General features: G+C 41.1%; 19 protein-coding genes. 11 read left to right on the top strand and 8 right to left on the bottom strand.

Features of this window, described 5'->3' with window-relative positions; genetic code table 11:
- The first annotated feature begins 3 nt into the window (after positions 1-3).
- Together MMO38_RS12840 and MMO38_RS12835 are read left to right on the top strand one after the other, a co-directional pair.
- Positions 4-330, top strand: a complete 327-nt coding sequence (locus MMO38_RS12840) for a proton-translocating transhydrogenase family protein (protein WP_004672473.1) — start codon at positions 4-6, stop codon at positions 328-330.
- Positions 330-1,796 (top strand): NAD(P)(+) transhydrogenase (Re/Si-specific) subunit beta, encoded by a 1,467-nt coding sequence (locus MMO38_RS12835; protein ID WP_004672475.1) that lies wholly within the window; start codon positions 330-332, stop codon positions 1,794-1,796. Before MMO38_RS12840 ends, MMO38_RS12835 begins: the two co-directional genes overlap by 1 nt.
- A gap of 63 nt (positions 1,797-1,859) precedes the next feature.
- Here the strand turns inward: MMO38_RS12835 and MMO38_RS12830 are convergent, their stop codons facing one another.
- A complete protein-coding gene (locus tag MMO38_RS12830) occupies positions 1,860-2,681 on the bottom strand; it encodes an SDR family NAD(P)-dependent oxidoreductase (RefSeq protein WP_241323781.1) in 822 nt (273 codons plus the stop codon).
- A 277-nt stretch (positions 2,682-2,958) separates the two neighbouring features.
- Between MMO38_RS12830 and MMO38_RS12825 the strand changes: the two genes are divergently transcribed.
- Complete coding sequence (locus tag MMO38_RS12825; RefSeq protein ID WP_241323780.1) at positions 2,959-3,342, top strand: hypothetical protein; 384 nt, start codon at positions 2,959-2,961, stop codon at positions 3,340-3,342.
- 82 nt (positions 3,343-3,424) lie between these two features.
- Here MMO38_RS12825 and rsfS read toward each other — a convergent pair whose 3' ends face one another.
- From rsfS to MMO38_RS12800, 5 genes are all read right to left on the bottom strand, one after another.
- Positions 3,425-3,823, bottom strand: a complete 399-nt coding sequence (rsfS, locus tag MMO38_RS12820; RefSeq protein WP_004672480.1) for a ribosome silencing factor — start codon at positions 3,821-3,823, stop codon at positions 3,425-3,427.
- 81 nt (positions 3,824-3,904) lie between these two features.
- Positions 3,905-4,699, bottom strand: a complete 795-nt coding sequence (locus tag MMO38_RS12815; protein ID WP_241323779.1) for a TIM barrel protein — start codon at positions 4,697-4,699, stop codon at positions 3,905-3,907.
- A gap of 22 nt (positions 4,700-4,721) precedes the next feature.
- Positions 4,722-5,588 carry an NAD(P)-dependent oxidoreductase gene (locus MMO38_RS12810; RefSeq protein ID WP_241323778.1) on the bottom strand — a complete coding sequence of 289 codons (867 nt, stop codon included), beginning with the start codon at positions 5,586-5,588 and terminating at the stop codon, positions 4,722-4,724.
- A gap of 321 nt (positions 5,589-5,909) precedes the next feature.
- Positions 5,910-6,698: a crotonase/enoyl-CoA hydratase family protein gene (locus MMO38_RS12805; protein WP_241323777.1), complete on the bottom strand. Its 789-nt coding sequence runs from the start codon at positions 6,696-6,698 to the stop codon at positions 5,910-5,912.
- Positions 6,699-6,775: 77 nt separating this feature from the next.
- Complete coding sequence (locus MMO38_RS12800; protein ID WP_241323776.1) at positions 6,776-9,586, bottom strand: ATP-binding protein; 2,811 nt, start codon at positions 9,584-9,586, stop codon at positions 6,776-6,778.
- A gap of 147 nt (positions 9,587-9,733) precedes the next feature.
- Here MMO38_RS12800 and cysM point away from each other — a divergent pair, with 147 nt between their 5' ends.
- The 4 genes from cysM to MMO38_RS12780 are packed head-to-tail and all read left to right on the top strand — an operon-like array spanning position 9,734 to position 15,277.
- Positions 9,734-10,684, top strand: a complete 951-nt coding sequence (gene cysM, locus MMO38_RS12795; protein ID WP_241323775.1) for a cysteine synthase CysM — start codon at positions 9,734-9,736, stop codon at positions 10,682-10,684.
- A 17-nt stretch (positions 10,685-10,701) separates the two neighbouring features.
- Positions 10,702-11,523 (top strand): 3'-5' exonuclease, encoded by an 822-nt coding sequence (locus MMO38_RS12790; RefSeq protein ID WP_241323774.1) that lies wholly within the window; start codon positions 10,702-10,704, stop codon positions 11,521-11,523.
- Positions 11,524-11,532: 9 nt separating this feature from the next.
- Positions 11,533-12,924: a 23S rRNA (uracil(1939)-C(5))-methyltransferase RlmD gene (rlmD, locus tag MMO38_RS12785; RefSeq protein ID WP_241323773.1), complete on the top strand. Its 1,392-nt coding sequence runs from the start codon at positions 11,533-11,535 to the stop codon at positions 12,922-12,924.
- 46 nt (positions 12,925-12,970) lie between these two features.
- Complete coding sequence (locus MMO38_RS12780; RefSeq protein WP_241323772.1) at positions 12,971-15,277, top strand: bifunctional (p)ppGpp synthetase/guanosine-3',5'-bis(diphosphate) 3'-pyrophosphohydrolase; 2,307 nt, start codon at positions 12,971-12,973, stop codon at positions 15,275-15,277.
- Between the two features lie 98 nt (positions 15,278-15,375).
- Here MMO38_RS12780 and MMO38_RS12775 read toward each other — a convergent pair whose 3' ends face one another.
- Both MMO38_RS12775 and MMO38_RS12770 read right to left on the bottom strand, forming a co-directional pair.
- Positions 15,376-15,804: a hypothetical protein gene (locus MMO38_RS12775; RefSeq protein WP_004672494.1), complete on the bottom strand. Its 429-nt coding sequence runs from the start codon at positions 15,802-15,804 to the stop codon at positions 15,376-15,378.
- Between the two features lie 461 nt (positions 15,805-16,265).
- Positions 16,266-17,051, bottom strand: a complete 786-nt coding sequence (locus MMO38_RS12770; RefSeq protein ID WP_241323771.1) for an SDR family oxidoreductase — start codon at positions 17,049-17,051, stop codon at positions 16,266-16,268.
- A gap of 98 nt (positions 17,052-17,149) precedes the next feature.
- Here MMO38_RS12770 and mazG point away from each other — a divergent pair, with 98 nt between their 5' ends.
- From mazG to folK, 4 genes are all read left to right on the top strand, one after another.
- Positions 17,150-17,956 (top strand): nucleoside triphosphate pyrophosphohydrolase, encoded by an 807-nt coding sequence (mazG, locus tag MMO38_RS12765; RefSeq protein ID WP_241323770.1) that lies wholly within the window; start codon positions 17,150-17,152, stop codon positions 17,954-17,956.
- Positions 17,925-18,353, top strand: coding sequence for a ComEA family DNA-binding protein (locus MMO38_RS12760; protein ID WP_241323769.1), 429 nt, complete (start codon positions 17,925-17,927; stop codon positions 18,351-18,353). The genes mazG and MMO38_RS12760 overlap by 32 nt, the downstream gene beginning before the upstream one ends.
- A 139-nt stretch (positions 18,354-18,492) precedes the next feature.
- Positions 18,493-19,947 carry a polynucleotide adenylyltransferase PcnB gene (gene pcnB / locus MMO38_RS12755; RefSeq protein WP_241323768.1) on the top strand — a complete coding sequence of 485 codons (1,455 nt, stop codon included), beginning with the start codon at positions 18,493-18,495 and terminating at the stop codon, positions 19,945-19,947.
- Positions 19,944-20,432: a 2-amino-4-hydroxy-6-hydroxymethyldihydropteridine diphosphokinase gene (gene folK / locus MMO38_RS12750; RefSeq protein WP_241323767.1), complete on the top strand. Its 489-nt coding sequence runs from the start codon at positions 19,944-19,946 to the stop codon at positions 20,430-20,432. The genes pcnB and folK overlap by 4 nt, the downstream gene beginning before the upstream one ends.
- Positions 20,433-20,470: the final 38 nt, after the last annotated feature.

Here is a 20,470-nt window from a genome sequence, read left to right as displayed (position 1 = left end):
CTCATGGTTGAAACGATTACAATTTTCGTCCTTGCCATCTTCGTAGGTTATTACGTTGTTTGGGGTGTAACGCCTGCGTTACATACGCCATTGATGGCTGTAACAAACGCATTGTCTTCAATTATTGTTGTAGGCGCAATGATTCAAACCGTCGGTTTGCCATTTATTGGGATTGAGGGTTCGGTTTATTTTGAGACCATTAACCCGATTAGCATTTTAGGTGCAATCGCTGTGTTCCTTGCAAGTATTAACATTTTCGGTGGTTTCGCTGTAACGGCGCGTATGCTTGAAATGTTCAAACCTAAGCAAAAGAAAAAAGAGGGCGTGTGATGGAATTTATTCGAGACTATGCGGATTGGTTCTACCTGATTGGTGCTGTCCTCTTTATCTTAACTTTACGTGGTTTGTCAGGTCCTAAAACTGCGATTGCGGGTAGCCGTTACGGTATGATTGCGATGGCAATCGCGGTTGCAACGACATTCTTTGTGGCTGAAGGTCCAGTGGTTTGGATGATCGGTTTGGCAATGGTTGCTGGTGCAGCGATCGGGATTACCAAAGCGCGCGCAGTACCAATGACACAAATGCCTGAAATGGTTGCATTGATGCACTCATTGGTCGGTTTAGCAGCAGTATTGATTGCGATTGCGACTGTATTAAAAGCGGCTCATTTTGGTCAGTTTGATGCAGCACAATTGACTTCTGTGAACGAAGCGATGTTGGCTGAAGGCTATACAGCATTTACTGGCTTTAGCAGTACTTATCGTTTTGAATTGTTTGTGGGCTGTTTCATTGGTGCGATTACCTTTACAGCATCTGTATTTGCTTACGGCAAACTTGCAGCAAAGAAATGGGCGAAAACTATCTCTGGTGCATGGGTAAAACCACTACAAGCGTTGTTGTTTATCACGATGTTAGTTTTCGGTGGTGTGTACTTCGCTACAGATAGCTTGACTGCGTTCTACATCATGACTGCATTTGCTTTGGCATTTGGTTGGATGTGGATTGCACCAGTCGGCGGTGGTGATATGCCAGTTGTGGTATCGTTACTGAACTCATTCTCTGGTTGGGCAGCAGCAGGTATTGGTTTCACACTTGAAAACAATATGTTGATCGTTGCAGGTTCACTTGTTGGTTCTTCTGGTGCGATTCTTTCTTACATCATGTGTAAGGCGATGAACCGTTCTATCATCAATGTATTATTTGGTGGTGCAATGGGTGGCGCAGCAGTTGCAGTTGACAAAGGTGAGCAAGTACAACGTAACTATCGTTCTGGTTCTGCTGATGATGCTGGCTTCTTGATGTCAAATGCGGATAGCGTTGTGATCGTACCGGGTTATGGTATGGCGCAAGGTCGTGCACAGAATGCAGTTAAAGAGTTGTGTGAAATCTTAAAAGAACAAGGTGTAAAAGTTCGTTTTGCGATTCACCCAGTTGCTGGTCGTATGCCTGGTCACATGAACGTATTGTTAGCTGAAGCTGATGTTGCGTATGAAGACATCTTAGAGATGGATGAGATTAACTCAGACTTCCCTGCAACTGATGTTGTTCTTGTTATCGGTGCAAATGACGTGGTTAACCCTGCGGCGAAAGATGATCCGACATCACCGATTTACGGTATGCCGATTCTTGAAGCACACAAAGCTCGTACGATTATGGTGATCAAGCGTTCTATGGCAACAGGTTATGCTGGTCTAGATAATGACTTGTTCTACAATGAAAAAACCATGATGGTCTTTGGTGATGCGAAGAAAGTGGTTGAAGACATGACTAAAGCAATCAATGGTGGTGGTCACTAATCTGACCTGAATCAAGATTGTAAAAGCCACCTTCGGGTGGCTTTTTTGATTGCTACTTTTTGATTAAAGATACTTTTCTACAAGATCCATAGATTGAGCATATAAATCACGTGCAAGCTGTTGGTTTTTAGCATGAGGTGATTTCCAGTCTGGCATATGTGCACTCACATACTCGCCATTGCGATTTTCCCATTCATTCCCTATTGCCATTTGAGTAATGAGTTTGGCTGGAACAGAAGTGGGTACTAAACCAATTTTCATTACTTCATAAATGGGTTTCGGCAAATCGCGATAAATGTCAGAAGCGACACCACCAGGGTGTAGGGCGTTGTTGCTAATGGTACTACCTGCCATCTGTTCGGCTAATGCATTACTGAATAGTAAGTTGGCAAGTTTAGACTGACCATAATAGAACAATGGGTTGTAGAAACCCTCGGCACGAAATTTATTAGGTTTGATTGATCCAGCCCAATGTGCAATTGAAGCGAGATGGATAATTCGAGCTTTGGGTGCTTGCTGTAAAACTGGAATAAGTTTGTGCGTCAGCAGAAAATGACCAAGATAATTGACACCAAATTGTTGCTCAAAACCATTTTGTGTTAATTGTTTGGTCTTTGAAAATAGTCCAGCGTTGTTAATTAGAACATCTAGGCTGCCATAGCGATTGGCGATTTCGTCTGCTGCTTTACGTGTATTTTCGAGGCTATTTAAATCAAGTGATACTAAGTCGACTTGACCTTGATCCAGTGCACGGAGTTTGTCCTGCGCAGCTTGGGCTTTTTGCGGGTTGCGACAGGCTAAGATGACATGCTGTCCTTGCTTAACTAATTGTTCAGCGGTGGAAAAACCAATACCTGTATTTGCACCAGTAATGAGAATCTTCACTTTGTTTACTCCAGTTATGACTTTTTATAGATTGAGTGTTTAAGCATTTTTATAATACGTTAAATTTGACAATTTAGCATGTCAGTTTTAAAGCGAGGAGAGGCGATTTTCTTTTGATGTGAATAAATTTATGTAGGATTGATTGATTTTAGCTTTGGTGATGCGAAGTTAGTCGTTGAAAATTTGAGAAGGCTGCCTTAGGTCGTTTTTTGTTTTAATTAGATATTAAGGATGGTAGTGTTCTACGGACATATTTAAATTATTTTAAGAGGTTTGGGTGATCAAAAGAACAATATTTTTCGTGATCTCATTTATCTGTTTTTCTTTTTCTTCTATGGTCTTAGCAGAGCCTCTTGAAGAGGCCAGTGAAAAATATGCAAATTGTTTAATGCAAAAAGTTGAGTCCCAGATAAAAATGAATAAAGATGAAAAAGCCATTGTTGAATATGCTTTTTATGAGTGTAGACAAGAAGAGCGGCAATTGATGGGGACGTTTGATATAAAAAACTTGGCGGGTGACAACTATAAAGATATAAGTAAAGAGCAACTAAAGTTGATTGATGAGCTAAAAAGTGGGAGGGTAGAAAAAATGAGAAAAGAAATGTCCGACATAATGCTTGAAGTTATTCGAGAGGGAAGAAAAGACACGATTGAGCAATAAAATGTGAAGATATAAAAAGAAAATCTGACCTTTAAAAATTAAAAAAGCGATCTATATAAGATCGCTTTTTTACTTAAAATATTTATGCGACAGACTCAGGAGCGCGCCATAAACTTTCAAGGTCATAGAATTTACGAGCAGTAGGCAACATGACGTGTACAACGACGAAACCTAGGTCAATTAAGATCCATTCAGCGTCTCGTTCACCTTCGACACCGATTGGGCGAAAACCTGCTTTACGTGCTTCATCAGCAACATTATCCGCGAGGGCTTTAACATGACGGGTTGAAGTGCCGCTGGCAATTACAATTGCATCAGCAACATTGCTAATAGAACTGACATCTAGTTCTAGAATATCTTTGGCTTTTACATCAGTAAGGGCTTCATGTACGACTTTTAAACAAGCCTGTACATCGGTGCTTGAAGTTTTGATTTTTAGGTCGTGAGAATTAGAAGCGCTGGGCGATGGTTCTAAATTCATGGGGCGTATATTTTCCTGACAATTGCTCATTGTCAAATATACCGTTTTTAACAAAAAAATTCAAATTTTAGCCGTAACAGATTATGTGTTCACATCATTAGAGAAATATTTCTTTTTCCATGCAAATGATTGATCTGAATGTGTTTCTGGTCTGTATTCGGCGGCAATTATCCCCTGATAATCACTTTGTAACAACCAGTCAAAGATTTGTTTATAAGGAATATTTCCAGTATCAGGCTCATGGCGACTCGGACAATCAGCAAATTGTATATGCCCAATGTGATGTAGGTTCTCTTGTAAACCTGCTAAAACATCTTCCCCCATCATCGCCATGTGATAGCAATCGTATTGCATTTTAAGTGCAGGATGATTCACTGCTTCAAGCATTTCTTGCGCTTGGGCGATATTCTGTATTAAAAAACGGGGCATATCTGTGCCATTGATCATTTCAAAAACAGGTTCAATATCATGCTCAGTGAGCATATGACATGCGAGCTTAAGATTGCTTGCTAATGTGTTTAAGCAAGGCAATAAATCGGCATCTAAGGGTTGTTTGCCTGCGAGTATGTTTATGCGAGGTACATTCAATGCATTGGCATAGCTGATCGCAAGTTCAAGTGCTTGATAAAATGTCGTTTCTAATCCAGGAACACCTGCCAATCCATTACCACCTTGCATCAGGTCTCCCGCAGGGGCATTAATGAGACACAAAGAGAGGTTGTATTGGTCAAGTTGGGTTTGGATATCAAAAATTTCTAATTCATAGGGAAATTGAATTTCAACATGCTGAAAACCATGTGCGTGTGCTAAAGCAAAGCGCTCGATTAAAGGTACTTCAGTAAAAATCATCGATAAATTGACGGCAAGATGACTCATATTAACCTCCATGATTCATTAATTATTGTTCTATATGTTGAATGATAGTAGCTAAATCATTCTCAGCAAAGCCATTTTGTTGGTGTGCTTGTAACTGTAGTAGAGCTTTTTGTGCGACAGGTATCTGTAGGTTAAAGCTTTGTGCAAGTTGTAAAGCATTGTTTAAATCTTTAGAGAGGGTTTGGACTTTCCACTGCACTGGTTCAAAGGTGTGTGTTGCCATACGGGGAGCAAGTATTTGTAGAGGTTTAGAATCAGCAAAACCGTCTGCAAGTGCAGGAGCGAGTAACGTCGTATCCACACCAGCTTGGTCGGCAAGCGCAACGGCTTCAGCAATTAATGTGCTATTGGCTGCAACAATCAGTTGATTACAGATTTTTGTGGCTTGTCCTGTTCCTGAATCGCCCATACGGGTTACACGTTGCGATAGGACTTGATAGATTGGGTTCAGTTGTTCGATGGTCTGAGCATTTCCACCTGCAAAGATAACCAGTGTGCCTTGTTCTGCGCCCATCGTTCCACCCGAAACAGGGGAGTCGATCCATGTGACTTGTTGTTGTTGAGCTGATCGAGCCAATTCTTGGGTTGCTGCTACCGATAAGCTAGAGAAATCAACGATAATTTGTTGTGGTTGTAGGTAAGACTGAATTTTCATGAAAACACTTTGAACTGCTTTGTCATCCGCCAAGCAGGTCAAAATAACGGGATAGTCTGCAATCTGATCGAGTTCTAAAGCAGTTGCACCTTGTTTAATGAGTGTTTCACAAGCATGTGGGCTGCGGTTCCAAACGGCAACTGAGTAGCCTGCTTGAAGGAGTCGGGCTGTCATGCGTGTACCCATTAAGCCCATACCTAAAAAAGCGATAGGTGTTTGTGGATTGATTTGCATATAAAAACTCAATAACTTAACGATTTTGATTTAAAACTTTTCGCTCAAATATGATATTTGGAAACGCCATTTGTAGCCTATGTCATATTAAGCTTTAAAATTCACGTAGCCTCATAAAGTGCGAGGAATTGAATTGTCTTTGCGTTGGCGTTGACCTTACTTTTCACGGATGAAAAGTAACAAAAACCCTTTGTTGGACAGAGGGTACGTCCTGAGCAATTTCAAAGCAACGCTTTGAAAGCAGCGAAAGGCAGCTCAACGGCGACATCCATGTCGCCCCACAATAATAAATAATGGGATAGGTTTGAGATTAAATTCAGCTTATTTATATTGTCTTGGCAAGAACTCAACTTCAGGGTTCTTATCTTTCTTGCGTGCAAGCGCGCTGTTTTTACCTAAAATCAGTTTAAGCTGCCACAGCTTTTCTAAACGTAACGCTTTTTGAGGTTGATGTTGCATTGCATCTAATACGCGTTTGGCAGCCATTAATGCATCAGGTGAACGTTGTAGCATTTCTTGGGCAATGCGATTTGCCTTTGCTAATGGATCAGCGTCCAAATGCGTGACCAAGCCGATTTCTTTGGCATATTGCGCATCAAAAATACGTGCTGTCAGGGTCAATTCTTTGGCTAAATCAACGCCGATTAAACCTTTTAAAGAACGGGTTAAGCCCATATCAGGCACAAGCCCCCAACGACTTTCCATGATTGACATTTGAGTATCTGGCGTGGCAATACGAATGTCGGCAGCGAGTGCAAGTTGCATACCTGCGCCGAAACAATAGCCTTCAATTGCCGCGATGACTGGAATCGGTAAGTTTTGCCAAATTAAGAACGCTTTTTGAAAGAGGCTTTGTCCCGGTTTGATCAGTTCCCATGCCGCAAATACAGTATTTTTAGGGTTGTTTAGATCAGACAAGTCGATACCTGCACTAAACACCTGTGCTTCACCCGTTAAAATGACACAACGGATCGAACGATCTTTTTCAATTTTTTTGGCAGTTGCGACAAGTTCCTTTAACAACGCAAAACTCATTGCATTGCGTTTGTCTGGGCGGTTGAGGTAAACCGTTGCAATGCCATTATTCTTTTCAACGCGTAAAACGGCCATCTGTCATACTCTTATTGTGTTTGATGATCGGCAGCATAGCATGAGTTTTTAAGATGAAACATGACACAACAGTCACCTTAGCTGTCATTCAAATTTAAGATTAAATTTGCTGATTGTCTGACTTGTTCAATTGCAAAGTTTAGCTCATTAAAACGATGGTTTGTTTCTTGAATAAAGCCTTCATCTGCTTTGCGACGTTCTTTACGTAGCGTGGAAACAAATTGTTCAAACTCACCTGCAACACGTTGTAAGGTTGGGGTACCAACATAGCGCGTTGCGCCATAAAGACGGTGGAGCACGTGTTCAAGTTGTGGGAAGTCTTCCACCTCAATCAGTTGTTGCATTTCAGTGAGTTCGGTATCAAAACTATCGACTAACATGCGTAATAAGTCTTGAGCTAAATCTTCTTTATTGGCAGCCAATTGGATACTTTGTTGCCAATTTAAAATCTGTGGGTCAAGCGATTCTATTGGGCGTTTGGTTTCATTTGTTACAGGCTGAGCGCTAAAATTATTCTTGGTCCACTGCGTCAATATTTGAATGATTTGCTCCATTTGAATCGGCTTGGTGACATAGTCATTCATACCAACTTTGAGGAGTTTTTGTTTTTCATCTGCCAGCGCATGTGCAGTCAGTGCAATGATCGGCAGTTGCATACCTGAATCTAAAGTTGACTCTAATGAGCGGATCGCACGAGTGGTATCAATGCCCGACATGACAGGCATTTGGATATCCATAAAGACCAGATCGAAAGGAGGCGATTTTTGTTCAATGCGCTCTTGAATGATATCAATGGCTTTCTGTCCACTCAATGCTTTGGTGGTGGTGACATTTAGTTCACCTAACAGGGCTTCAAGCACGATCAGGTTGGGTAAATGGTCATCCACCGCTAAGATATGTAGGCCTTGACCATTAAAATCCTCTGGCTCTTGCTCAAAAATAGGTTGATTGCCTAACAGTTGGATCAGTTCACGACGGCTCAAAGGTTGGTAGATTGGTCGAGCACGGTACTCATTTAACATGTTCGGATCGAGATTCATCTGATAGCCGTAAACAGCGAGATTGCCATGATAACGTTGACGAATTTCTTTGAGCAATGCCTCGGTATCACCACTATAATCGACAATGAGCCACGTATTTTCTTGTTGATTGAGATGATTGAGTCGACTAAATAAATCTAAAATCGACTGTGTTTCGATATGATCAACATGATAATTTTCGAGATATAAACGGAGTACACTTGCCGTTGCTGGGTGCGCTAAATAAGACACCACTTGTAAATGGTCAAATCGAGGATGTTCGATTATTGCATCTTGTTCTTCTACTTTAAATGAAGCGGTAAACCAGAACGTTGAGCCTTTTTCAGTCGGTGCGCGTTCTTGGTTGTCTTCAAAGCCGATTTGACCTCGCATCAAATGCACCAGTTGTTTGGAGATGGCTAAGCCTAGCCCTGTACCGCCAAATTGACGTGTGACAGATGCATCACCTTGCGAGAAGGACTCAAACAATCTCTTGCGATCTGTACCGCTTAAACCAATACCACTGTCTTGAACGCTAAAATGTAATAGACATTGTCCAATATCATCATCTTCCATACGCACACGAACGATGATCTCACCATCAGGTGTGAATTTAATCGCATTTGAAATGAGGTTGGTTAGGATTTGCTTAAAGCGTAATGCATCACCGACCACATGTTGTGGGATATTATCCGCATAATAAAATGCCATATTGATATGTTTTTGTGCAGCCAAAGGAGACAGCATATCCATCACATCAAAGATGGCTTCTTCTAAGTCAAATGGCGCAGTTTCAAGCTCTAATTTTCCAGCATCAATTTTAGAAAAATCAAGAACGTCGTTGATGAGCGCTAGAAGGTGCGCCGATGATTTACGAATGGTTTGTAGGTATAAATTCTGTTCGTTGCTTAAGTTCTGCTGACGTAGCAATAAGTGAATAAAACCATCAATACTATTCAGTGGTGTTCTTAATTCGTGGCTAATGTTGGCAAGAAAGACCGATTTCGATTGGTTTGATGAAATGGCTTGGTCACGTGCCTGACGATAGGTAATGTTTTGAACTTCTAAAGTGTCCAGTGTTCGGCGTAAGTCTTCCTCAGTTTGCTCAGTATGTTCTTTTAACTCTAAGAAACTGAAATGCAAGCGCTTAACCACATTGGCGATGTCTCGTTGGAGTAAACGGAGTTCCCCCGTACTGTTGACCACAATATGCTGATCCAATGTATCGGCATTGAGGCGTTGCATTTGCATACGGATCTCGTATAACGGGGCGAGCCAACGACGAGAAAAAACATTTAAGCAAAATAATAAAATTAAGAGTGTCAGCAGTCCTGTGGCAACCAATGAAAGTAAAATCTTATAGCGGGCGAGTTCAAGTGAGTGGTTGTTCAGCTCGATCATTAACCAGACTGAATTGGGGTTGCTGTTATCTAATCTTACCCCGTAAATATTATTGTCATTATGTGGGATAGGTCCAAAAAAATGACCATTTTTTGGGAAGTTCGGCCAAAAGCGATTATTTTGATAGCCAACGGTTAAGTAGGTTTGTCCTTTATTGTCAATTAGCACTGCACGTTGTAAGTTTTTTTCATCAAACATCTTCTGCATCAGGTTTTGAGCACGATCGTACTGATCTGGATGTTCTTGTATCAGATGAAATAACTCAGTTGAGGTCTGATGGTAACGTGCCAAAATGGCGGAAGCTTCAGCGTTTTGTTGTTGTTTGGCGGCATTGGTTGTTTCTGATAAAACCCAGATGATTCCCACGGCTGTCAAAATGGCGATTGGCACGAAAATGAGTGCAATCAGTTGTCCGTAAGCATGATTGAGCCGTAAACGTTTAGAGATGGCTTTATTGAAATTTGACATAGTTGGGGCAGATTTATCATTCTGCAAAATATCTTAGCACGCTTTACATCGTGTGAGCGTTTAGCGGCCAATAAAAAGCAGCGTGAAAAGGTGCAGTTTCTCTGTTTTTTTCATACAATAGTCGCCACATTGATATCGGTGTCGATCATGACGAACATGCAAACTGATTTTTTAGCAAATGAATTTTTACTCGACGACTATTTGCTAGATCGTTATGTTGGTAAAACTCCTTTAGTGCGTTTACAGCGGTTAGCAAGTCATACTCAAGCCACGGTATTAGCCAAATTAGAAGGCAATAACCCAGCAGGCTCAGTCAAAGATCGTCCTGCATACAATATGATTATCCAAGCAGAAAAGCGTGGACAAATTCAGCCGGGCGATACTTTAATTGAAGCAACCAGTGGAAATACTGGAATTGCTTTAGCGATGGTCGCAGCGATGCGCGGCTATAACATGAAGTTGATCATGCCGAACAACATGAGCCAAGAACGAAAAGATGCCATGTCGGCGTATGGGGCTGAGTTAATTGAAGTGACACAGCAACAAGGCATGGAAGGCGCGCGTGACTTGGCGCTACAAATGCAAGAACAGGGCAAAGGCTTTGTACTCAATCAGTTTGGCAACCCTGATAATGTAGAAGCACACTATCTCAGCACAGGCCCTGAAATCTGGAAGCAAACTGCTGGAAAAATCACGCATTTTGTCAGTTCGATGGGAACCACAGGCACGATTATGGGTGTCTCAAAATATTTAAAAGAACAAAATCCTGAGATTCAAATTATTGGTCTACAACCTTCGGATGGATCGAGCATTGCGGGTATTCGCCGTTGGCCACAAGAATATTTACCTACCATTTACGATGCTAGTCGAGTCGATCGTATTATGGATATTCCGCAGATCGAAGCGGAAAGAACCATGCGTAAACTGGCTCGTAAGGAAGGCATTAGCGCAGGTACATCTTCGGGCGGTGCCGTTTGGGCGTCGCTTAAAATCGCAGAAGTGAATCCAGATGCCGTGATTGTTTGTATTATCTGCGACCGAGGTGATCGTTACTTGTCGACTGGATTGTTTTCAGTGCAAGATGAAGACCAAGCCTAAATGAATTGTATTGAATGATGAGCTTACGTTTTCCGATTTTAGTTTTTGATATTGAAACACTGACTGATTTAAAAGCTGGTGCTCATCTTTATCACCTTGATTTACCTGAAGCCGATGTGGAACAGGCACTGACCAAGATCCGTCGTCAAGAGTCTGGTATAGACTTTCAGCGTTTGCCTTTACATGAAATCGTATGTATCTCAGGTTTATGGATTGATGAAAAAGGTTTCCGATTGTTTTCATTTAGTCGGGAACAAAATTCTGAAGCGGAAATGTTGACTAAGTTTTTATCTATTTTTGATAAGAAACAGCCAACTTTGGTCAGTTGGAATGGTTCACAGTTTGATTTACCTGTGATCTTATTCCGAGCCATGTATCACGGACTTACGGCACCGAGCTTATTTGATCAAGGTGAAATTGATAACCAAAAACGCTTTAATAATTACCAGAACCGTTATCATCATCGTCATGTTGATTTGATGGATGTTATGGCGATGTTTAATGGTCGTAATTTCCAAAAGCTGGATGATATTGCGTGTCTTCTTGGTTTTCCTGGTAAGCGTGGTGAGTCTGGCTATCATGTGCCTGAGTATGTTCGTACAGAGCAGTGGTTAAAACTGACCAGTTATTGTGAAGGTGATGTTTTAAATACGTGGCTGGTGTATTTGCGTTGGTTACTATTAAAAGGTCAGCTAAATCAACAGGATCATCAGCAAATGATTCAGTCAACAGTTGAATATTTACAAACGCAAACGCAACAATCAGATTTTTTACAGGTATGGCAGCGAACATCGCAATATACTGTATTCACCGCACACACTGTTGCGCCCCAAAATTAGGTTCATCTTTTGAAACATAAAGCGAAACAGCGTCCAGCCCAAAATCCCATTTATACCTTTCAAGTCGAAGCTTTTTCGCATGAGGGGCGAGGGATTGCACATTATGGAACGCATGCAGACCATCCGAAAGAAAAGCAGGGTAAAAAAGTTTTTATTCGTAATGCTTTGGTCGGTGAAACTGTTCAGGCAAGAATTACCCATCAGACCACTCGTCTAGAAGAGGCTGAAATGCTGACGCTTGAGAGTGAGGCTGCTGAACAGAGAATAGAGCCGATTTGTCCACATTATGGGGTGTGTGGTGGCTGTAGCTTACAACATATCCATCCTGATGAGCAGATTCGACTGAAGCAAAATGTGTTGCAGTCTCATCTACAGCACTTTGCTGGTTTACAGCCTGAACAGTGGCTCGATCCAATTCGTTCGGTTAAAGCTGACTATCGACGTCGTGCTAGGATTGGTGTTCGCTATATCGCAAGACAAGACCGTTTAGTGATGGGCTTTCGGGAACATCATAGTAATCATTTAACTGCGATTCAGCAGTGTACGGTGTTGGAACAAAGCTTATCGGACACCCTACCTGAGCTAAGAGCGCTACTTGAAAACTTAGCGGGTAAAGCGCAGATTGGTCATATTGAGTTGGCGATGGGCGATACCGAGGTCGCATTGTTAATTCGTCACTTAGATGAATTAAATGTGTCGGATGTCAACCAATTACGTCAATTTGCGTTAGACAAGCAATGGCAGTTGTATTTGCAACCTAAAGGTTCGGACAGTGTCCATCGCGTGGATGATCCACGAGCGCCGATGCGCCTGCATTACCGTTTAGAAGATTTTGATGTCAACTTTGCATTTTCACCTTTGGATTTTACACAGGTAAATGGCGCTATAAATGCTAAAATGGTTCAATTGGCATGTGAATTGCTAGAATTACAGCAAGGAGAAAGGGTACTTGATCTATTCTGTGGGTTAGGTAACTTCTCTCTGCCTTTAGCACGTTGTGTTGGTGAGTCGGGTCAAGTGGTAGGTGTTGAAGCAAGTGATGAAATGGTACAACGGGCCACAGAGAATGCGAAAGCAAACGATTTGGCTCATGCTGTGTTTTTTTCACAAGATTTAACAAAAGACTTTTCGCATCATTCTTGGGCAAAACAAGGATTTGATGCATTATTGATTGATCCACCTAGATCGGGTGCATTTGAGGTAATGCAATATGTACCGAACTTTGGAGCAAAAAGAATCGTTTATGTTTCATGTAATCCTTCAACACTGGCAAGGGATGCGGGTGTATTGGCGCAATATGGTTATCGGCTTAGGAAAGCCGCAGTGATGGATATGTTTACCCATACTGAACATGTTGAATCTATTGCCTTATTTGAAAAAAATCAGTTTGATAAAATCTAAGAGATAAACGATTAGAAAATGAGTTATATATCCAGAGGAGAATGGTATGGTCACAGTACGTGAACAGTTACCTGGACGATTCCAAGAATTGTCTGAGGAAGCGACTGTAGAACATGCCGCTGAAGCGCAAAGTAGTCTAGTTTCTTGGCTAGATCGAGTGTGCGATATCTTGGATAGGGATGAGCTAAAACAACTACAAAAAGTTGCAGAGCTTACCTTAGCAAAAGAGTTAGAAACTACGGTTAATCATCATACCAACACCTTTAGTACTGGGATTGGTATGGCAGATATTCTAGCGCATTTACATGTAGATGAAGATACGTTGTCAGCGGCAGTATTATATCGCAGTGTACGTGAGGGCTTAATCACTCTAGAAGATATTCAGCGTGAGTTTGGCGAGCAAGTATTGGCGCTCGTCAAAGGTACGCTTGCGATGGGTAAACTGTCTGAGTTGATTGAAAAAAATAAGCGACTAGAAGATCATTTTAATAATAACCAGCGTGAACATTTAAACGGCATATACAAGATGCTCATCTCAGTGACAGAAGATGTGCGTGTTGTTTTAATCAAGCTTGCAGAACGTACTTATGCGTTGCGTGAGTTAGCCAATGCAAGTAAAGAGCGCCAAGAACGTGTCGCTCGTGAAATCTTAACCATTTACTCTCCGTTGGCACATCGCTTAGGGATTGCGCAACTGAAATGGGAGCTGGAAGACCTTGCCTTTCGTTATTTAGCGCCTGAACGTTATAAAGAAATTGCATCGTTACTAAATGAAAAACGTTTGGAGCGAGAGCAGTATATTCAATTTGTGATTGACAAGCTCAAGACTGAATTGGCTGTATATGATATTGATGCTGAAATTACAGGGCGAGTGAAGCACATTTATTCGATTTATCGAAAAATGAAAAGCAAAAATCTCAGCTTCGATCAGCTCTATGATATACGCGCAGTGCGTGTATTGTTGAAAAGCGTACCCGATTGTTACCATGCCTTGGGGATTGTGCATCAGTTATGGCGGCATATTCCAAATCAGTTTGATGACTATGTCACCAACCCGAAAGCCAATGGTTATCGCTCTTTGCATACGGCAGTCATTGCAGAGAATAAATCTCTAGAAGTGCAAATTCGTACTTTTGAGATGCACGAAGAAGCCGAACTCGGGGTTTGCTCGCACTTTAACTATAAAGAAGGTGCAAAAAATACCGATCATTCTTTTAATGATCGCTTGCATTCATTGCGCGCAGTACTTGAGCATTATCAGGAACGTACTGAAACCACACCACATGGCGAAGATGATGAGTCAAGTGGTATAGATCAGATTCAAGATTTTGAGAATTTTGAAAAGATTTATGTGTTTAGTCGTGATGGTGATATTAAAGAATTGGCACGCGGTTCAACGGTTCTTGACTTTGCATACCATGTGCATACCGAGGTGGGGAACAAATGCTATGCCGCACGGGTAAATCAGCGTTATGTGCCATTAACCTATACCTTAAAAACGGGTGAACAGGTTGAGATTTTAACCAAGAAAGATCGAGAGCCAAACCGTGATTGGTTGGTGAATTCCTTAGGTTATATCAAAACTTCGCGCGCACGAGACAAGCTACGTCACTGGTTTAGACAACAAGATCGTAGTAAGAATATCGAAGTGGGTCGAGAGCTGCTGAACAAGGAGCTTGCACGGCTGGCGATTCACCCTAAAAGTATTGATTTAAAAGATTATTCATCTCATTTTAATCTGAAATCTGGTGATGACATTTTGGTGGCATTGGTCAGTGGGGACATTAGTCTACATGCGCTGATTAACCAAGTGAATCGTCAGATGCATTTGGATCAAGATGAACCTGAGTTGGTGTTGAAGCCAGCATTAAATCCGCGTGCTAGTCATACTTTGTCTGCACATGGGATATTGATTGATGGTTTGGATAATGTGGAATTACACATCGCTCAATGCTGTCAACCTGTACATGGCGAGTCGATTGGCGGCTACATCACTTTAAATCGTGGCGTGAGTATTCATAAGGTCGCTTGTACGGATTATATACGGATGACAGGGCTAGAGCCTGAGCGTGCAGTAGAAGCGGATTGGGAAATGCAGCCGACCCGCGGTCAGAGTGTGCAGATCGTGGTTGAGGCTTATGATCGTCGTGGTTTGCTTAAAGATTTAACCCAAGTGATTTTTTCTGATCAAATCAATATTCGTCAGGTCAATACGATATCTGAGTCAGATGGTATTGCCAATATGAAGTTGCTAATTGAAGTCAAAGGTTTAGCACAACTCTCTCGTTTGTTGGCTCGTTTAGAGCAACAACCGGGGATTATTAGTGCAAGACGTTTGGTTCAAGGCAGTTAAATATTGTTGGATCATAATAAAACCCGCTTAAGCGGGTTTTATTATATTTGCGATCAATAAATATGAATGATCAGATTTATCTGAACATAATATTTATATTAGATTTTGCATTTTTTGCTTTTTTGATAAGTGGCAATATTATCAATATTGGTTTGAGCCTTGGCTTTAACTGCTTCTTGAACAGAAAGATTGTTCACATCAGAAGTATCGTCTTCACCTGCAATATTATTTGCAATTTGACTTGCTTTCGCTGTTTTCTCAGAGTTACCGCCAAATGCAGCTAATGCACCGCCTGCAACACCAGCCCATTTGCTAATTGCTTTACCTGGTGCTTGAGCGTTAGCATTAATGTTGGCAATATTTTTTTCTGCGGCAGCGAGTTCACGTTTTGCATTGGCTTGCTCAACAGAAAGCGTTGGGCAGTCCATCGCTCTTAATTCAGTTGTAGAGAAAGGTTTACCCTCAGTTGCTGCAAAAGTAGAAAAAGAAAGGGTTGCAGCAGCAGTTAAAACTAATAGTTTTTTCATATTATAAACACTTTAAAAGTTTTCGGTTAAATGGCCAAGATGAGTATGGCGGGTGGATTCTATTTAAAATATTTTTAAATGTCACGATTTTTTAATACTTTTTTAAAGAATTGTCTGTCTACTGCGTCATAAAAGTTAATTTTATTTTTATTAACTATATCCTTTTTAAAAAATTTTTGTTTTATCCAATTGATTTATATTGTTTAATTTGTTTTTGTCTTGAGTTTTTTGACTTGTTTATTATTTTTTTTAATGATGATTGTTTGTTTTTTCTCTGGATTTTATTGGTGTTTTTTGATTTTACGTGAAAGTTCAACTAAATGTGGGGTGGTATTATCAAACTCAGCCTCTTTATATTTTATTTGAAATAATAAACCTCCTTCATAAATCTATTTTACTTCTCCAGTATGGAGAAATACAAGGAGGATGCAATTAATGATGAAAGAGGTCTAATAATGTGATTAAAATGGTTTGTTTTGTCTAGATAATAATAAATTGCTGAGCCGATTTAGAAATTGTGGACTAATACTAGATAGTTGATACAGGAGTTTTGTTTTAATTCCGACAGGCGTATGTGTTGTGAGCAGTAGGTGATCTTTTTGTTGTGCTAAATACAGGACCTGCTTTGCAACATCGGCAGGGGTTAAATCCACGCCAATATTTTGAATACTCCCTGCATTCATGTCTTTCACCATATTGGTTTGCACAAACAAAGGCATGACATCCAAGACTCGGATATTATATTTTTTCCACTCTACATCGAGTGCCTCGGTTAAGCCACGCACTGCAAATTTACTGGCAGAATAGGATGCTAAATCAGCTTGACCATAAATCGCAGACGCTGAAGAGAGATTAATCACGCGAGCAAAACTGGCATTTTTAAGATATGGAAAAGCAGTATAACAGCCGTTTAAAACCCCTTTGATATTAATATCCATCGTACGCTGGTGTGATTGAATTGAAGTTTGTTCAAACGCACCAGAATATAAAATTCCAGCATTATTGATTAAAATATTCAGTTCACCTGCCCAGTGTTGAAACTCTTGTAGCGCGATTTGCCATTGGCGATCATTGCTCACATCTAGATATCCCGCTTTAGCATTTTCCCCAAGTTCTTGAGCTAAAGCTTGGGCCTGTTGTTCATTGATATCATAGATTCCGACTTTGAAGCCTTTTTGATGAAAAAGTCGAGCGATTTCCGCGCCGATTCCTTGCGCTGCCCCAGTGATAAAAACGCTATATTGCATGGCTTTCCTTTATATTGATATTTCTTGAGTGGGTGTATATTACGCATAAGCTGCTTTATGCTGCAACAATTTGGCTGTATTGGGTTTGGGAGATCATCATGGAAAAGTTATTAGAAATCATGCAACAGTTACGAGAAAAATGTCCATGGGATCAACAACAAACACCAAGCAGTTTGACGCGCTATGCCATTGAAGAGGCTTATGAGGTTGAAGCTGCGATTCGAGTGGGGGATTTAGATGAAATCCGCAATGAACTCGGAGACTTGTTACTGCAAGTGGTGTTTCAATCACAAATGTTTAGTGAACAAGGTGCTTTTAATTTTCAAGATGTTGTGGATGCGATCAGTAGCAAACTCATTCGTCGCCATCCGCATGTATTTCAGTCAGAAAAATATCAAAATTTGAATCCTGAACAAGTCAGCGAATTATGGAAAAAAATCAAGCAGCAAGAGAAGCAGGGCAAAGCCCAGTCGCGTTTAGATGAGGTTAAGCATGCACCTGCACTTGTACAGGCACATGAAATCCAGCACAAAGCGGCGCAACTTGGTTTTGACTTTGAAACGGTAGAAGATGCCTATGAAAAATTGGATGAGGAGTTGGCAGAGTTACAGCAAGCGATAAAAAATCAAAAAGCCAATGAAATAGAAGAAGAATTTGGTGACTGTCTATTTTCTTTGATCAATGTAGGACGTAAACTTGGGCTGTCGAGTGAGACAGCGCTGTTGGCAACGATTCATAAATTTAGACATCGTTTCGCTTTTATTGAACAACAGGCACAACGACAACAGAAAGACTTGCAAGAAATGAGTTTGGCAGAAATGGATGAACTATGGGAGCAAGCAAAACGACAATTAAAACTTCAGGGGACATCCAATGAATTTGCCGCAACTCAGCAGCAAACATAATATTTTTTTGTGCATGGTTTTATGCTTGGGTTTGGTACCGAGTATTCATGCACAGCAGTTTGATCAATCCTATGAAAAATGGAAAGCGAAGCAGCAAACACGTGATCAACAATTGGCGAATCAGCCTAACAATAACTATTATCTATCACGACCTACGCAGCAGCAAACAACCAAGCAAGTTTCATCTTCTGTAAATATTCGCGGTGATAAAATTAGTTTAAATCAGGCGAACTTACAGCAGTTGCAAACTTTAGCTGGTGTCGGGGAGAAAAAGGCGCAAGCTATTGTCGAGTATCGTCAAAAGAATGGTGGTTTTAAAATGGTGGATGAACTGATGAATGTAAAAGGAATAGGACCAAAGTTACTTGAAAAGAATAAAGCAAGACTGGTGCTTTAAAAGCGCTTTTGTTATGAAATCACACATTAAACGCATCGATCTATTGAATCTTCAACAGAATAAATTGCCCTTTGTGTGTGTTAGAGCTATGATTAGCGACAAATTGTTATTTACGTCCTGACGTAGGAGACAGTGTCTTTTGCAAACTTTGCGTGCGTCAAAATGTGGTTTATCCACAACTCAACTTCCTTCCTCAATATTAGATGTGATTGATAGCCTGACTAAAGCAGGTTATGAGGCATATATTGTGGGCGGTGGTGTTCGTGACTTGATGTTAGGTCTTAATCCGAAGGATTTTGATGCAGTTACGGATGCAACACCCGCTCAAGTGAAAGAAGTTTTTGGTCGACGTTGCCGTATTATTGGGCGACGTTTCGAATTAGCACATGTTTATTCTGGTCGCGAGCTTATTGAAGTTGCGACGTTCCGTGCACCCCCTAAAAAAGCAGTCACCAATGCATCTGGTATGATTCTTCGTGATAATAATTGGGGAACGATTGAGCAGGATTTCGCGCGTCGAGATTTCTCAATCAATACTTTGTATTATCAACCTCGACAAGGCGTCGTGCTGGATTTCTGCCGTGCTGTTGAGGATGTTAAATCACGTAGCTTACGTTTCCTCGGTGAACCTGCGCAGCGTTTTGAAGAGGATCCAGTGCGTATGTTGCGAGCATTGCGTTTTGCAGCAAAACTGAATTTTCAAATTGATCAATCGATTCTCGATGTATTTAATCCAGATATGACGCAGTTGTTGCGTGATGTCTCGCCACATCGCTTATATGATGAATCGCAAAAGCTCTTTACCATGGGGCACTTAACACGTGTGTTACCAATGTTGATTGATTTTGGTGTATGGAAGCAGTTATTTGCCGAAATTCCACCGAATATCACCGCATTTATAGAGCGTGCGGCTCGAAATACCGATCAACGGATTCAAATTGGGAAAACCATCAATCCTGCATTCTTTTATGCAGTATTACTATGGAAACCCTTTCTAGAGCGCTGTGACTTTTATTTAAATAAAGGGATTGTTCCTGCTGAAGCACGTGCTCAAGCTGGACTCGATGTGTTGAAGCGTCAAGCAACCCGTACCATTATTCCACGCTTTGCTGAAACTTTTATTCGTGAAGTTTGGGAAATGCAAACCCGTTTATTGAATCCTAAACCACAGCAAATAGAAGCTTTGGCTGGGCATGCACGCTTCCGTGCTGGATTTGATTTCTTGTTACTTCGTGAGAAATCTGGCGATACCCAAACTGAAGGTATGGGTGTTTGGTGGGAAAACTACCAAGAAATGTCAGCTGATCAAAAAGAAGCGGCAATTCGTCAGTACAATCGTCAGCGCACAAGAACTCGTCGCAAGGTTGCTGATGCGGATGACATTAAAGTTACTGAAATAGAACCTTTAGTCAATGAGCCAGAACCAAGAAATCGTCGTGCTAAGAAAGAACGCGTGAGAGCACCTGAATCTGCGAGTCGATTCGCTGAAAAAGCAACGATGGATCCGCATAAGATTCATGCAGATCATCCGATTCTCAAGCGTAAGCGTGTTCAACGTGATTTGAGCCAAGTGGTATTTGGACCAACGCAATGACAATTCGCACTTTTATTGGTCTTGGAAGTAATTTAGGTGATTCGCAACAGATTTTAAAAGAAGCTGTTGCGAAACTCGCGACTTTAGGTCCCGTACAGGTTTCCAAGCTCTATCAAAGTCCACCGATGGGACCTCAAGATCAACCCAATTTCTTAAACTCGGTTGTTCAACTGGATACCACACTTGCGCCTCTAGCTTTATTGGATCAATTACAACACTTTGAGCAAGAAGCAGGGCGTGTACGTTTACGTCGTTGGGGCGAGCGTACCCTTGATCTAGACTTACTGATCTATGGTCAAGAGCAAATACATAATGAACGTTTGACGGTACCTCATGCGGGGATTCTTGAGCGTGATTTTGTGGTTATTCCTTTATTAGATTTAGATGCCGATTTACAGTTAAATGGTCATCCGTTAAAAGATTTAGAACTGGTACAGCAAGCAAACTTGATTGTAATCGCAAATCAGTCTTGGGCAACCGCTTAAGATTATTTTGTTCTGGAAATGCCTGTAGAGGACATCAT

Origin of the sequence: Acinetobacter sp. NIPH 1852 (assembly GCF_022549455.1) — a bacterium.
In the GTDB taxonomy this organism is placed as follows: Bacteria; Pseudomonadota; Gammaproteobacteria; order Pseudomonadales; family Moraxellaceae; genus Acinetobacter.
This window is presented reverse-complemented; position numbering and strand designations above follow the sequence as displayed.